General features: G+C 60.9%; 12 protein-coding genes. All 12 read right to left on the bottom strand.

Annotated features, from left to right (window positions below):
• Window positions 1-139: 139 nt before the first annotated feature.
• Window positions 140-1390 carry a flavohemoglobin expression-modulating QEGLA motif protein gene (locus AACY19_RS24450; RefSeq protein ID WP_339454199.1) on the bottom strand — a complete coding sequence of 417 codons (1251 nt, stop codon included), beginning with the start codon at window positions 1388-1390 and terminating at the stop codon, window positions 140-142.
• Window positions 1391-1440: 50 nt separating this feature from the next.
• Entirely contained in the window at window positions 1441-1995 is a 555-nt protein-coding gene (locus AACY19_RS24445; protein ID WP_339454151.1) for a hypothetical protein, read from the bottom strand.
• A 28-nt stretch (window positions 1996-2023) separates the two neighbouring features.
• Window positions 2024-2737, bottom strand: a complete 714-nt coding sequence (locus AACY19_RS24440) for a TetR/AcrR family transcriptional regulator (RefSeq protein ID WP_339454150.1) — start codon at window positions 2735-2737, stop codon at window positions 2024-2026.
• 105 nt (window positions 2738-2842) lie between these two features.
• Window positions 2843-4345, bottom strand: coding sequence for a lysine--tRNA ligase (gene lysS / locus AACY19_RS24435; protein ID WP_194933266.1), 1503 nt, complete (start codon window positions 4343-4345; stop codon window positions 2843-2845).
• A 115-nt stretch (window positions 4346-4460) separates the two neighbouring features.
• Window positions 4461-5556 (bottom strand): peptide chain release factor 2 gene (gene prfB, locus AACY19_RS24430; protein WP_104995687.1). Its coding sequence is split into 2 segments (ribosomal slippage): window positions 4461-5483 and window positions 5485-5556, totalling 1095 coding nucleotides; the frame shifts between segments, so codons are not numbered across the junction.
• A 227-nt stretch (window positions 5557-5783) separates the two neighbouring features.
• Window positions 5784-6785 (bottom strand): diguanylate cyclase domain-containing protein, encoded by a 1002-nt coding sequence (locus AACY19_RS24425; RefSeq protein ID WP_339454149.1) that lies wholly within the window; start codon window positions 6783-6785, stop codon window positions 5784-5786.
• Between the two features lie 48 nt (window positions 6786-6833).
• Window positions 6834-7844: a chemotaxis response regulator protein-glutamate methylesterase gene (locus AACY19_RS24420; RefSeq protein WP_339454148.1), complete on the bottom strand. Its 1011-nt coding sequence runs from the start codon at window positions 7842-7844 to the stop codon at window positions 6834-6836.
• Window positions 7841-10117, bottom strand: a complete 2277-nt coding sequence (locus tag AACY19_RS24415) for a hybrid sensor histidine kinase/response regulator (RefSeq protein WP_339454147.1) — start codon at window positions 10115-10117, stop codon at window positions 7841-7843. The genes AACY19_RS24420 and AACY19_RS24415 overlap by 4 nt, the downstream gene beginning before the upstream one ends.
• Complete coding sequence (locus AACY19_RS24410; protein ID WP_339454146.1) at window positions 10114-10797, bottom strand: chemotaxis protein CheW; 684 nt, start codon at window positions 10795-10797, stop codon at window positions 10114-10116. The genes AACY19_RS24415 and AACY19_RS24410 overlap by 4 nt, the downstream gene beginning before the upstream one ends.
• The gene (locus tag AACY19_RS24405) at window positions 10794-12065 is read right to left on the bottom strand and encodes a CheR family methyltransferase (RefSeq protein WP_339454145.1); all 1272 of its coding nucleotides are present in this window, start codon (window positions 12063-12065) and stop codon (window positions 10794-10796) included. The genes AACY19_RS24410 and AACY19_RS24405 overlap by 4 nt, the downstream gene beginning before the upstream one ends.
• Entirely contained in the window at window positions 12062-12598 is a 537-nt protein-coding gene (locus AACY19_RS24400; protein ID WP_339454144.1) for a chemotaxis protein CheW, read from the bottom strand. Before AACY19_RS24400 ends, AACY19_RS24405 begins: the two co-directional genes overlap by 4 nt.
• The gene (locus tag AACY19_RS24395; protein ID WP_339454143.1) at window positions 12598-14220 is read right to left on the bottom strand and encodes a methyl-accepting chemotaxis protein; all 1623 of its coding nucleotides are present in this window, start codon (window positions 14218-14220) and stop codon (window positions 12598-12600) included. The genes AACY19_RS24400 and AACY19_RS24395 overlap by 1 nt, the downstream gene beginning before the upstream one ends.
• Between the last annotated feature and the right edge of the window lie 567 nt (window positions 14221-14787).

The following is a 14787-nucleotide window of genomic DNA, read 5'->3' as shown; positions in this document are numbered from 1 at the left end:
TCGCGAAAAAAATGGAGTTAACGCAAATCAAATGTGGGAGCGGGCTTGCTCGCGAATGCGGTTGAACATTCAGGATATCAGTTGCCTGACACGCCGCCTTTGCGAGCAAGCCCGCTCCCACAGGGGAGATTGTTGTGGTCTAGAGAATGTTGGAGTAATCCGCCTCGATCCGGTCCAGGCTCAGGTGATTGAGGAAGTTGGAGAAGCACATCCACGCCGACAACGCATTCAAATCGCGGAACTGATCCGGCAGGTACTTCGGCGGCACCACCAACCCTTCATCCACCAACTGCCGCAGGGTACGCATGTCTTCCAGCGTGGTCTTGCCGCAGAACAGCAGCGGAATCTGCTCCAGCTTGCCCTTGCGCACGGCCAACTGAATGTAGTTGTAAACCATGATGAAGCCCTTGAGGTAGGACAAGTCTTTGGTAAATGGCAGACCGTTCGGTGTCGAGCCACGGAAAACGCGACTGGCATTGCCATAGCTTTCCGCCATTTCGAAGCCTTGCTCGCGGAAGAACTCGAACACCTGCAAGAAGTCGGCGCCCTCCTCGACCATGTGAATCGCGCGGGTGCGGTTGGTCAGTTTGCGAAGGCGGCTCGGGTAGGAGGCGAAGGTGATGATTTCCATCAGGATCGCCAGGCCTTCCTGGGTCACCGTCGACGACGGCGGGCCCTTGGACAGAAAGGTGCAGATCGGCTGGTTCAGGCCGTTGAGCGTGGTGCCGACGTGGACCAGACCTTCATGGACTTCCAGCGCACGCACGTCGCGGTCGTTAAACAACGCGTCGGTGCGAATCTTGATGTAATCGGCACCCGCCGCCGCGTCAGCGACGATGCCGTCGGACTCGAACACACGAATGGTTTCCTCAGCTTCACCGAACACTTTGTTCAGGCGGGTTTGCAGCAGGTGCACGGCGTCTTTGGCGGTGAGGGTTTTCGGCTCGTCCTTCAGATCGCCTCGGCCATCGATGTTGTTGAGGTAATCGGACATCATCAGGCCAAGGTCGGCCAGAGTCGGGTCACCGGCGTGGAAGGCATCGGACGCGGCGCCGTACAGCTCCTGAGAGATCAGGCCGAAATCCTCGGTACCGCGCGCTTCGAGCATGCGTACCACCATGCGGTATTCCTTGCACATGCGCCGCATGATCTGCCCGACCGGGTTGAACTGACCGAGCTGACGAGTGATGTCACGCTCGATGTTCTGGAATTCCAGTTTGACCTTGCTCGAATCAAAGCTCAGCGGGCGATTGAGGTAATAGTCGCGATCCACCGCCGGCATTTCCTTGCCTTTGGCCTTGAGGAAGCCCTTGCGGATGCTCTCATCCCACTTGACCGCATCGAGTACGCGGATCGGCGTCTGCGCCAGCACAATGCGATCGGACAACATGCGTATCGTCTGCTGGTAATCGTCCACCCGAAACTCCTGTAGAAACTGAATTATTTGGCGCTGGCCTGGCGCTGATAGCGCGCGGCCTCAACGAAGACATCGGAATTGGCCGGATCGTCGAGGTAAGCAAAGACCTTGTCGAGGTTACTGTCGACTTGCACACCGTCGCCCTCGTCGGTCTGGAAGGTCTGACCGTCGAGGGCTTTCTGTTTGATCGCTTGATTGATCTGCTCGAGGTCGAGGTTGTAGATCACCAGTTCGTGTTTGTCGGTGAGCTCGAAGCCGGCGATGGTGTAGTGGCCGCCGTACTGCGCCGGGACTTTCGCCGACAGGTACCAGCGGCTGCCGTGACGCGATACGGTGAACGGATAGGCCTCGCGTTCGCGGGGTTTGGCCTTGAAATAGGTCACAGCCTGATAGCGGTCATTGCCCAGGCGCGTCAGTTCAAGGTTCATCGGCTCGCCCCAGGCATTGGTGCTCGACCATTTGCCGAGCAGGCCTTTTGGCACCGGCTCAGTGGCGGCCAGTGGTTCCTTGAAGGTCACCAGACAGCCACTGAGCAGCAGGAACGACAAGGCGATCAGCACGCCACGCCAGGCTTTCATTCGATACTCCCTATGAAGCAACAAAGGATTACACCGACGCGAGCACCAGGTGCATGTAGCGCGTCAGAATCCCGAGCATGTCCTCTTCAGCCAAAGGCTCGGCGTCGTTGAGCAGGCCTTGATATTCCATCCGTCCGATAATCGCCGTCAACACCTTGGCATCTTGCTGCGGTTCGCGCGAGCCCAATACCTGGAACAACTGGCAGGTGCCCTGCAGCAGAATCTGCTGATGCGAGCGCACCAGAATCGCCAGACGCGGGTTGAGCAGCGCTTCCTGGCGGAACGCCTGCTCGGCCATCAAATGCTCGCGACGGTTGACCAGTTGCCGGTGCACGTAATCGGCCATCAACCGCGCAATATCGTCAGCCAGTTGCGAGCGCGACTCGGGACTGCCGTCGCCGCTGACCACCATTTCACGCAGCAGGCCTTCGTTGTTGATCCACAACTTGGCCATGTACGCCGCGCTGCGCTCGACGTATTGGGCGAAGGTATCGGTGAGCAGGTCATCGATATCCTTGAAGTAATAGGTGGTGGCCGACAATGGCACAGCGGCCTCCGCAGCCACCGCACGGTGCCGCACCGCACGAACACCGTCACGCACGACAATGCGCATCGCCGCGTCGAGAATGTCCTGTCGACGCTGCTCACTGCCCTGTCGGCTGGCCTTGCGGCCCTGGTACTGAACACTTTCAGCGACCGCAGTGGCGATACCCGCTGCACCTTCTTGAGCTATTGCACCCATCACGACAGAACTTCCTCTGCTATTGCAAAATTAACCAACTGATACATTTGTACCAGACAGGCAATAAAAAGCCGCCTGTTTTAGGCGGCTTTTTAACTGAAACGTTTACGCTTGCGGTCGCATGTGCGGGAACAGGATCACATCGCGGATCGACGGCGAGTTGGTCAGCAACATCACCAGACGGTCGATGCCGATGCCTTCACCGGCCGTTGGCGGCATGCCGTACTCCAGCGCACGCACGAAATCGGCGTCGTAGTGCATGGCTTCGTCGTCGCCGGCGTCCTTGTCGGCCACCTGCGCCATGAAACGCTCGGCCTGGTCTTCCGCGTCGTTCAACTCGGAATAGGCGTTGGCGATTTCACGGCCACCGATGAACAGCTCGAAACGGTCGGTGACGTTCGGGTTGTCGTCGTTGCGACGAGCCAGCGGCGACACTTCGAACGGGTACTGAGTGATGAAGTGCGGCTGCTCCAGCTTGTGCTCGACCAGCTCTTCGAAAATCATCACCTGCAGTTTGCCCAGACCTTCGAAGCCGAGCACCTTGGCGCCGGCTTTCTTGGCGATGGCGCGGGCCTTGTCGATGTCGTTCAGATCATCGGCAGTCAGTTCAGGGTTGTACTTGAGGATCGAGTCGAACACCGACAAACGCACGAACGGCTCGCCGAAGTGGAACACCTTGTCGCCATAGGGCACGTCAGTGCTGCCCAGAACCAGCTGGGCCAGCTCACGGAACAGTTCTTCGGTCAGGTCCATGTTGTCTTCGTAGTCGGCGTAAGCCTGGTAGAACTCCAACATGGTGAATTCAGGGTTGTGACGCGTCGAAACGCCTTCGTTACGGAAGTTGCGGTTGATCTCGAACACTTTCTCGAAACCACCAACCACCAGACGCTTGAGGTACAGCTCAGGCGCGATACGCAGGAACATTTCCATGTCCAGCGCGTTGTGGTGGGTTTCGAACGGCTTGGCTGCTGCGCCGCCAGGGATGGTCTGCAGCATCGGCGTTTCGACTTCGAGGAAGTCGCGCTTCATCAGGAAGCTGCGGATGTGCGCGATCACTTGCGAACGCACGCGGAAGGTCTGGCGCACGTCTTCGTTGACGATCAGGTCTACGTAACGCTGACGGTAGCGCTGTTCGGTGTCGGTCAGGCCGTGGTGCTTGTCCGGCAGCGGACGCAGCGACTTGGTCAGCAGACGCACGCTGGTCATTTCGACGTACAGGTCGCCCTTGCCGGAACGCGCCAGGGTGCCTTCGGCGGCGATGATGTCGCCCATGTCCCAGGTTTTCACCGCGGCCAGGGTGTCTTCCGACAGGGTTTTACGGTTGACGTAGACCTGGATGCGACCGGTCATGTCCTGGATCACCATGAACGAGCCACGGTTGAGCATGATGCGACCGGCAACCTTGACCGGGATTGCAGCCTCTGCCAGCTCTTCCTTGGTCTTGTCCGCGTACTGTTTCTGCAGCGCATCGCAGTAGTTGTCGCGGCGGAAGTCGTTCGGGAAAGCGTTGCCCTTGGCGCGCTCGGCAGCAAGCTTTTCCTTGCGCAGGGCGATCAGGGAGTTTTCTTCCTGTTGCAGGGCTTGCGGGTCGAGTTGTTGGTCGCTCATGTCTTTAGATATTCCATCAGGTTCGTTGCCCCCGGACCTTGCGGCCCGGGGATCGCCAGCGGGGCTGGCTCCTACAGGGATCGGACTGAATCTGCCGATGCCGTATCGCGTCTTTTTACAGCCCTGATTTCAGGCTGGCTTCCAGGTATTCGTCGATATCGCCGTCGAGTACCTTGTCGCAGTCGCTGCGTTCGATGTTGGTGCGCAGATCCTTGATCCGCGACGCATCGAGCACGTAAGAGCGGATCTGGTGACCCCAGCCGATGTCGGACTTGGTGTCTTCCAGCGCTTGCGACGCGGCGTTGCGTTTCTGCATTTCCTGCTCGTACAACTTGGCCCGCAGCATTTTCATGGCGGTGTCCTTGTTGGCGTGCTGGGAACGTTCGTTCTGGCAGCTGACCACGGTGTTGGTCGGTACGTGAGTGATACGTACAGCCGAGTCGGTGGTGTTTACGTGCTGACCACCGGCACCGGAGGAACGATAGGTGTCGATCCGCAGGTCTGCCGGGTTGATTTCGATTTCCACCTTGTCATCGATCTCTGGCGAGACGAAAACCGCAGAAAACGAGGTGTGACGACGGTTGCCGGAGTCGAACGGGCTCTTGCGCACCAGACGGTGTACGCCGATCTCGGTACGCAGCCAGCCAAAGGCGTATTCGCCCTTGATGTGCACGGTCGCACCTTTGATACCGGCGACTTCACCGGCGGACAGTTCCATGATCGTGGCGTCGAAACCGCGTTTGTCAGCCCAGCGCAGGTACATGCGCAGCAGGATGTTGGCCCAGTCCTGGGCTTCGGTGCCGCCGGAACCGGCCTGGATGTCCAGGTAGGCGTTGTTCGGGTCCATTTCATGGCTGAACATGCGGCGGAATTCCAGCTTGGCCAGATTTTCCTCGAGACGGGCCAGCTCGGCGACGACATCGCCCACTGCGCCTTCGTCGTTTTCTTCGACGGCCATGTCCAGCAAGTCGCGGCAATCGGCCAGACCGGCGTTCAGTTCGTCGAGGGTGTCGACGATCTGCGCCAGCGCAGCGCGCTCGCGGCCCAGTTCCTGGGCGTACTCAGGTTTGTTCCAGACACTCGGATCTTCAAGCTCGCGATTGACTTCGGTCAGACGCTCATGCTTTTGATCGTAGTCAAAGATACCCCCGAATAGTTTCGGAGCGCTCGGACAGGTCCTTGATGGTGTTCAGGATCGGGTTGATTTCCATGACGGGCAGCACTCGTTGGCGAACTTTTGAAAGCCGGCGAGTATAACGTAATCGGGCTGGCACGGCAGCCCGTCTGGCGGGTGTGAGGGTCATTCACTTGACATTGGCTCGACACATTTCAAATGTGGGAGCGAGCCTGCTCGCGAAGACGGTGCGTCAGGCAACATCAATGTCGACTGTGCTGCCGCTTTCGCGAGCAGACTCGCTCCCACAGGGGTATTGCGTGTCTATTCGATCCCGACCTGATTACGCCCGCTGTTCTTGGCCAGGTACAGCCCACGATCCGCCGCCGAAATCAGCAACCGGCAATCGCTGCCCGCCTGCGGCACCATGGTCGCCAGTCCGATGCTGATGGTCAGGCTCGCCCCCTCCTCCGGGGTATTGTGCGGAATCTTCAGCGCCGCCACGGTCTGACGCAGCTTCTCTGCCACCAGCCGCGCGCCGCCCGGCGAGGTGTTCGGCAGCACCAGGGCAAACTCTTCACCGCCATAACGCGCCGGCAGGTCAGAAGGCCGGGCGCTGGCGTCGCGGATCGCCGTGGCGACCTTGCGCAACGCCTCATCGCCCTCAACGTGGCCGAAACTGTCGTTGTAGGACTTGAAGTAATCCACATCGATCATCAGCAGCGACAACTGGCTCTGATCGCGCAACGAGCGGCGCCACTCCAGTTCCAGGTATTCGTCAAAGTGCCGGCGATTGGACAGCCCGGTCAGGCCATCGGAATTCATCAGCCGCTGCAGGACCAGATTGGTGTCGAGCAATTGCTGCTGGCTGACCCGCAGCGCGCGGTACGCCGCATCCCTCTGCAACAGGGTCATGTAGGAGCGCGAGTGATAGCGGATGCGCGCCACCAGTTCGATGGTGTCCGGCAGTTTGACCAGATAATCGTTGGCCCCGGCCGAGAACGCCGCGCTCTTGATCAGCGGGTCTTCCTTGGTCGACAACACGATGATCGGGATGTCCTTGGTCGCCGGGTGATTGCGGTACTCACGCACCAGACTCAGACCGTCGAGACCGGGCATCACCAGATCCTGCAGGATCACCGTCGGCTTGATCCGCACCGCTTGGGCAATGGCCAGATGCGGGTCGGAACAGAAGTGGAAGTCGATGTTCTCTTCGTTCGACAGCCCACGGCGCACGGCTTCGCCGATCATCGCCTGATCATCCACCAACAACACCATGGCAGCGTTTTCGTCGGTTTTAATGTCGTCGATCTGTAAGTCATTCATGGGCGGTCACCTGAGTATTGCGCGGGCCAGGATTGCGGATAAACCTGTTCATTTGGGGAAAATTTCCTGCAATCGTGGCGCTATCTTTTGCAATGGACGGATTTCCACGGCTGCGTCAATCGCCGCAGCGGCCTTGGGCATGCCGTACACCGCACTGCTTTGCTGATCCTGCGCGATGGTCAGGTAACCCTGTTGACGCATGAGCTTAAGCCCTTGCGCCCCGTCGCGTCCCATCCCCGTCAATAAAACCCCGACAGCGTCACCATTCCAGAAACTGGCGACACTCTCGAAAAACACGTCGATGGAGGGTCGGTAAATCTCGTTGACCGGCTCGGCGGTGTAGGCCAGCGTGCCGTTCTTCAATAAGCGGATATGGTGATTGGTGCCAGCCAGCAGCACCACGCCGTTCTGCGGCGGCTCGCCTTCGCGGGCCAGACGCACGTCCAGGCCGCTGGCGCTGGCCAGCCATTCGGCCATACCGGCGGCGAACACCTGATCGACATGCTGCACCAGCACAATCGCCGCGGAAAAATCCTTCGGCAAGCCTTTGAGCAGCACTTCCAGCGCCGCCGGCCCGCCCGCGGAGGAACCGATTGCCACCAGACGCTTGCACGAAGCCGAGCTGCGCTGAGGCGTCGGCGCCGGTCGCGAGCGGGGCGTTTTCTCGCCGATCAGCCAGCCAATGTTGAGGATCTTGCGCAACAACGGCGCGGCGGCTTCCCGCGCGTCGCCGGCGCCGAGGGCCGGGGTGTCGACCACATCCAGTGCGCCGTGGCCCATCGCTTCGAAGACACGGTGCACGTTCTGCTGACGGTCGACCGTGACGATAACGATGGCGCACGGCGTTTCAGCCATGATCCGGCGGGTCGCTTCGACGCCGTCCATCACCGGCATGATCAGATCCATCAGAATCAGGTCAGGGGTATTTCCGGCGCACAGTTGCACCGCCTCGGCGCCGTTGCGGGCCACCCATACCACCTGGTGCTCCGGTTCGAAGGCCAACGCCCGGCGCAACGCTTCCACCGCCATCGGCATGTCATTGACGATTGCGATCTTCATGCCCGCGCTCCTCCGATGAGCTCGACCACTGCGTCGAGCAGGGCGTCGTCATGAAAACTGGCTTTGGCTAGATAATAGTCCGCCCCGGCGTCGAGTCCACGGCGGCGATCCTCTTCACGATCCTTGTACGACACGACCATCACCGGCAGCGATTGCAGACGATTGTCGCGGCGCAACAGCGTGACCAGCTCGATGCCGTCCATGCGCGGCATGTCGATGTCGGTGATCAGCAAATCGAAGTCCTCCGAACGCAGCGCGTTCCAGCCGTCCATGCCGTCCACCGCGACCGCCACGTCGTAGCCGCGATTGAGCAGCAATTTGCGTTGCAGCTCGCGCACGGTCAGCGAATCGTCGACCACCAGCACCCGCTTGCGCGCGGCCTCGGCGCCTTGATTGCCGTGGCGGGCGATACGCTCCAGGCGTCCGGTGTTGAGCAGTTTGTCCACCGAGCGCAGCATGTCTTCGACGTCGACGATCAATACCACCGAACCGTCATCGAGCAAGGCGCCGGCGGAAATGTCCTGCACCTTGCCCAGACGCTCGTCGAGCGGCAAGACCACCAACGTGCGCTCGCCTATGAAGCGCTCTACGGCTACGCCATATATCGCATCGCGTTCGCGGATCACCACGACTTTGAGGGTTTCGCCGCTGTTCTGACTGGCCGGACGATTGAGCAACTGGCTGGCTGCGACCAGCCCGACATGCCGGCCTTCGTGCCAGAAATGCTGGCGGCCTTCGACCTGCACGATGTCTTCAGGGGCCAGATCGCACATGCGTTCGATGTGCGCCAGCGGAAAGGCATAGGCCTCTTCGCCGACTTCCACCACCAGACTGCGCACCACCGACAGCGTCAGCGGCACCTCAAGGTGGAAGCGACTGCCCTCGCCCGCTGTCTGCTCAAGCACCACCGCACCGCGCAACTGACGAACCATATGCTGCACCGCGTCGAGGCCGACGCCGCGACCGGACACTTCGGTCACCCTGTCGCGCAGGCTGAATCCCGGAAGGAACAAAAAGGTCAGCAGCTCTTCTTCGCTCAATTGCGCAGCCGTTTCTGCGGGGGATAACTGTCGCTCGACGATGCTGCGGCGGACCTTCTCCAGATCGACGCCGTTACCGTCATCGCTTAATTCCAGCACCAGCAGACCGGCCTGATGGGACGCGCGCAGGCGGATCAGCCCCACTTCAGGTTTGCCCTGGAGCACTCGCTGCTCCGGGGTTTCGATGCCGTGATCGACCGCGTTGCGCAGCAAATGCGTCAGCGGCGCCTCGAGTTTTTCCAGCACATCGCGGTCGACCTGGGTTTTTTCGCCTTCGATCTCCAGACGCACCTGTTTGCCGAGACTGCGCCCCAGATCCCGGACCATGCGCACCTGGCCGGTGAGCACGTCGGCAAATGGCCGCATGCGGCAGGCCAACGCCGTGTCGTAGAGCACTTGCGCGCGCTGACTGGCTTGCCAGGCGAATTCGTCCAGTTCGGCGTTTTTCTCGCTGAGCAGTTGCTGGGACTCGGCGAGCAGGCGCCGTGCGTCTTCCAGCGCTTCCACCGCTTCAAGGCTCAGCGCATGTTCCTTGAGATGCACATTGAGGTTTTCCAGCGCACGCAGGCCGTTGTTCTGCATGCGTTTGAGGCGCTGCATGGTCGCCAGATGCGGCTTGAGGCGCTGGGTTTCCACCAGCGACTTGCTCGACAGATCGAGCAGGCTGTTCAGGCGCTCGGCGGTGACTCGCAGCACCCGCTCACCGCCTTCGGTGGTGCGCTTGCTGCTGCGCGGCGCTGGTTCGGGCACCTCGACCGGGGCTTCGACCGGAGGCGCCGGGGTTGGCGGCGGCTCAAGCTGCAACTCGGCCATCACTGGCGCAGCCAGCGGCGCGGGCGCAGCCGACGGATCGAGCAGGCGCGCCATCAACGCCACGTAAGCCTCAATGTCCGGCGCCTGTGGCGCGCTTGCCGGGGTGGCGATGCGCATGAGCAAATCGGTGCCTTGCAGCAAGGCATCGATGTGATCCGGACGCAAAAGCAGACGCCCTTCCTGTGCGCTGACCAGACAATCTTCCATCACATGGGCGACGCTGACGCCGCTGTCGATACCGACAATGCGCGCCGCGCCCTTGAGCGAGTGCGCCGCGCGCATGCACGACTCCAGTTGATCGGCCTGGGTCGGGTTGCGCTCCAGCGCCAGCAGGCCGGCGCTGAGCACCTGGGTCTGGGCTTCGGCTTCGAGGCTGAACAGCTCAAGCAGCGAGGCATCGCGCATTTGCTCGGGGGTCATGTCAGGCTCCGGGTCACGGCGGACAACAGCTGTTCTTCATCCAGCCAACGCAGGCTGCGACCCTGGAACGGCAAGACGCCACGGGTGTATCTGGCACTGTTCTGCGCGCCGGATTGCGAGGCAGCATCAAGGATTCGCTCATCGATGGCGTGGATGCCATAGACCTCGTCCACTGGCACCACCACCGGCCCGCCGTGGGCCGCAATGATCAACATGCGCGGCATGATTCGCCCGCTGGTGGTCGGCGCGACGCTACCATCCAGATCGAGCAGTTCGACCAGCGACAGGCACGCCACCAATGCGCCGCGCACATTGGCCACACCGAGCAAGGCCCGCGAGCGCTGGTGCGGCAACGAGTGAATCGCCTGCATCGGTGCGACTTCCACCAGGCTGCGCGTTGCCAGCCCAAGCCATTCTTCGCCGAGACGGAACATCAGCAGCGAACGGGTTTTCACGTCGGACTCGACGGCCGTCGCTACCGGATCGCGTTCGTCCTGTTGCAATGAATAGCGGTCGAGCAGGCGCGTGGCCGCTGCGGAATAGACCGCGCAGTTGCGGCAATGAATGTGTTCTTCGAGCAGCGGGCAGGACTTGTCGCCGTGGATACCGATGCGGTTCCAGCAATCGTCGATGGCCCGGGCGTCTTCGTGGGTGACGTTCAAGGTGTCGGACGGGATCATCGTTTACGCTCACTGTCGGCGGTGCGGCCGCTGCGGGCGGCGCGCTCCTGCAATCGTCTGGCACCGGCGCTGTCACCCTGAGCTTGCAGCAGCGCGGCCAGGTGCATCAACGCTTCAGGGTGTTGCGGCTCGAGATACAACGCTTTGCGATAGAAGCCCTGGGCTTCGAGGCTCAGGCCGGCCACATCGCTGAGCAGGCCCAACCAGTAAAACACTTGGGCCGCCGGTTCGTGGCTGCGCAAATACTGCTCGCACGCAGCCCGGGCTTCGGTACTTTTGCCTTCGTTCGCCAGCGCGGCAATGTTCGCCAGCAGGGTCGCCGCGTCCGGGTTTGCGCTTTTGTTCGCCGTCGTCAAGGGCGTCACCGAGGCAAACGGGCGAATGCGCGCGAGCGCGGGCGGTGTGTGGCGAGGTGCCGCAACGGCGGGCAGCAGGACCGGAGCAGGCGCCGGCAACGGTTCGGGGTGCGGATCACTGTGACGGCTGAAGGCAAATGACTGCGGGATGCCAATGGAGCGCATGCCCAAACGCCCGAGCAGGCTGCCCTCGGCGGGCCCGATAAACAGCACCCCATCGAAATGGGTCAGGCGCTTGAGCACCTCGAACACCTGCTTCTGGGTCGGCTGATCGAAATAGATCAGCAGGTTGCGGCAGAACACGAAATCGAACGCCGGCTCACAGGTCAGCAACGTCGGATCAAGGACGTTGCCGACCTGCAAACGCACTTGTTCCCGGACGTTTTCGTTGACGCGGTGGCCGTCCTGTTCCGGGGTGAAATGCCGCTCGCGATAGTCCAGATCCTGGCCACGAAACGAATTCTTGCCGTACAACGCCCGTCGCGCCTTGTCCACCGACAGCGGGCTGACGTCCATGCCGTCGACCTTGAACTGATGGGGCTTGAGCCCGGCATCGAGCAGCGCCATGGCAATCGAATAAGGCTCTTCGCCGGTGGAGCACGGCAGGCTGAGAATGCGCAGCGCGCGCATGTTGTTCAGCTCCTTGAGGCGATTTCTGGCGAGTTTGCCCAGCGTGGCGAAGGACTCCGGGTAGCGGAAGAACCACGTTTCCGGGACGATCACCGCTTCGATCAGCGCCTGCTGTTCATCCCGCGAGCCTTGCAGCAACTGCCAGTATTCTTCGCCATGCGCCGCCTGCGACAGCGTCGTGCGCTGGCGCACGGCCCGCTCGATGATCGACGGGCCCACGGAAGCGACATCAAGGCCAATGCGTTCCTTGAGGAAGTCGAAAAAGCGCTGGTCGCCGATCATGGCGCCACCTCAAGCTGCGCGGGATCACGTGGCGGATCGGGAAACAGCAGACGGCGCACGGCATCATCGAGCAAGTCATTGACGCGCACCCATTGCACCAGCCCCTGCGCATCTTCGCGCACCGGCCCAAGATACGGCGCCTCGCGATTGTCGAGGCCATAGGGCTGAAAGTCCTCGGGACTGCAGCGCAACGTGTCGGTCGCCTGTTCGAGAATCAGCCCGAGGCATTGCGCCGGTCGTGAGTCGTCCGGACAATAGTGCACCAGCACCAGCCGCGTGCTGGTGCGCGCCTCGGCGGGATGACCGAAGGTCACCGCACTCAGGTCGATCACCGGCACCACGGCGCCGCGATAGGCAAACACCCCGGCGACCCATTGCGGCGCGCGGGCAATCGGTTTCAATGGCAGGCGCGGCAGCACTTCAGCCACTTCCGTGGCGCGCAAGGCGTAGCGCTCGCTGCCAATGCGAAACAGCAGGAACAACGCCTGATTCGCCACTGGCGCGGCACCGCGTTTGGCGATGAGTTCGCTCATCAGACTTTGAATCGCGAAACGCCGCTGCGCAGCCCGACGGCCACCTGGCTCAGTTCGTCGATGGCGAAACTGGCCTGACGCAACGACTCGACTGTCTGGCTGCTGGCATCGCCCAACTGCACCAGCGCATGGTTGATCTGCTCGGCGCCAGTGGCCTGGGCCTGCATACCCTCGTTGACCATCAGCACCCTTGGTGCCAGCGCCTGCACCTGATGGATGATCTGCGACAGTTGCTCGCCGACCTGTTGCACTTCGAACATGCCACGGCGCACTTCTTCAGAGAATTTGTCCATGCCCATCACACCGGCGGACACTGCCGACTGGATTTCGCGAACCATTTGTTCAATGTCGTAAGTAGCGACTGCGGTCTGGTCCGCCAGACGTCGCACTTCGGTGGCCACCACGGCAAATCCGCGGCCGTATTCGCCAGCCTTCTCCGCTTCGATCGCGGCGTTCAGTGACAGCAAGTTAGTCTGGTCGGCGACCTTGACGATGGTCACTACCACTTGATTGATATTGCCGGCCTTCTCATTGAGTATCGCCAGTTTGGCGTTGACCAGATCCGCCGCGCCCATTACCGAATGCATGGTGTCTTCCATGCGCGCCAGGCCTTGCTGGCCGGAGCCGGCGAGCACTGAAGCCTGATCGGCAGCGGTGGAGACTTCGGTCATGGTGCGTACCAGATCACGCGACGTGGCGGCGATCTCACGGGAGGTCGCGCCGATTTCGGTGGTGGTTGCAGCGGTTTCGGTGGCAGTGGCTTGTTGTTGCTTGGACGTCGCAGCGATCTCGGTCACCGACGTGGTCACCTGCACCGAGGAGCGCTGAGCCTGGGACACCAGCGCGGTGAGCTCGGTCATCATGTCGTTGAAGCCGGTTTCGACAGCGCCGAACTCATCCTTGCGCTCAAGGTTCAGACGCGAGCTGAGATCACCGGTGCGCATGGTTTCGAGGATCTGCACGATGCGGTTCATCGGCGCCATGATCGCGCGCATCAGCAGCAGACCGCACAGACCGGCGGCGAGCACGGCAACCAGCAAGGAAATGAACATGCTGACTTTGGCCGCTGACACGGCATCGTCAATGTTGCTCATGGCCTGATCGGCGACTCTTTTATTCTGGCCGATGATGTCGTTGAGCTTCATCCGCCCGGAATACCAGGCTGGCGTGAGCTTTTCGTGGAACATCCTGACCGCGTCCGCTTCCAGATTGCGTGTGTGCAAGTCCAGCACGGCATCCTGAATCTGGACGTAGGCGTCGTGGTACTTCTCGAACGCGGCGAACTCGCTCCGATCCTCGTCGGTCGCCATGGTCTTGCGATAGTTCGCCATCTGCTCCTGCAAACGCGCCTCGAACGCTTTGTAGTCCGCCGCGTCCTCGCTGGAAACCCCTTGACCTTCCTTGAGTCCGAGCAGTTCTTGCGTCTGCAGATAACTGTCGACCCAGGCGCCACGAATCATCGAGCTGTAGTAGACGCCGGGAATCGCGTCATCACGCACGCTGTTTTCACTGGCCTCAATCTTCAACAATCGCGAATACGAGACAACGACCATCAGCAACATGATGGCGATAATCACCGCAAAGCTCGCCAAAATGCGTTGGCGCAACGTCCAGTTCTTCACAGTGATTCCTCGTGCCTGATCGAAATGTGGGGGAGTATAGCCGAGGGCGGTGTTTCATTTATAAGACGCTTTTAACCCTCGGGTCTGTCCGGCGGGGTGGGCGGGAAGGCTCTGGGATGGGACTTCCCGACTATTCAGGGCTGGCAGGCCAGTCGGGAATGGCAAAAAAAATCGATGGAATGGTCATTTCCAGGCCGAACTCGATTTACAAAATGATGGCAAGACGCCTGTATGTGCAACTTTTTGCGCACCTGTTCGCCGATTTTCGCCTCACGATTCGATAGAACGCCCATGTACCGGCACCTGTAGCCAAGTGCGCAACTTCTTGCACACCACTGCGCAAGAAGTTGCGCACTTTTTGCCTGAAACCGACACGAAACATCTCGAAACATGCACTTTACAGCGTTTTTACCTCGCATTTTCGGGGGTCACAGCAAACCTGGCACGCTCCTTGATAACAGTCAGCCACCCACCGGGCGATATCGCCTCCCGGGCACCCTAACTTTATCCGCAAGGAGAGCACCCCATGGCAACACCAGCGTACATGTCGGTTACCGGCGAAAAACA

This window comes from Pseudomonas sp. EA_5y_Pfl2_R50 (assembly GCF_963970475.1).
In the GTDB taxonomy this organism is placed as follows: Bacteria; Pseudomonadota; Gammaproteobacteria; order Pseudomonadales; family Pseudomonadaceae; genus Aquipseudomonas.
Note: the sequence above shows the minus strand (reverse complement) of the source record. Positions and strands in the feature narration are given on the sequence as shown.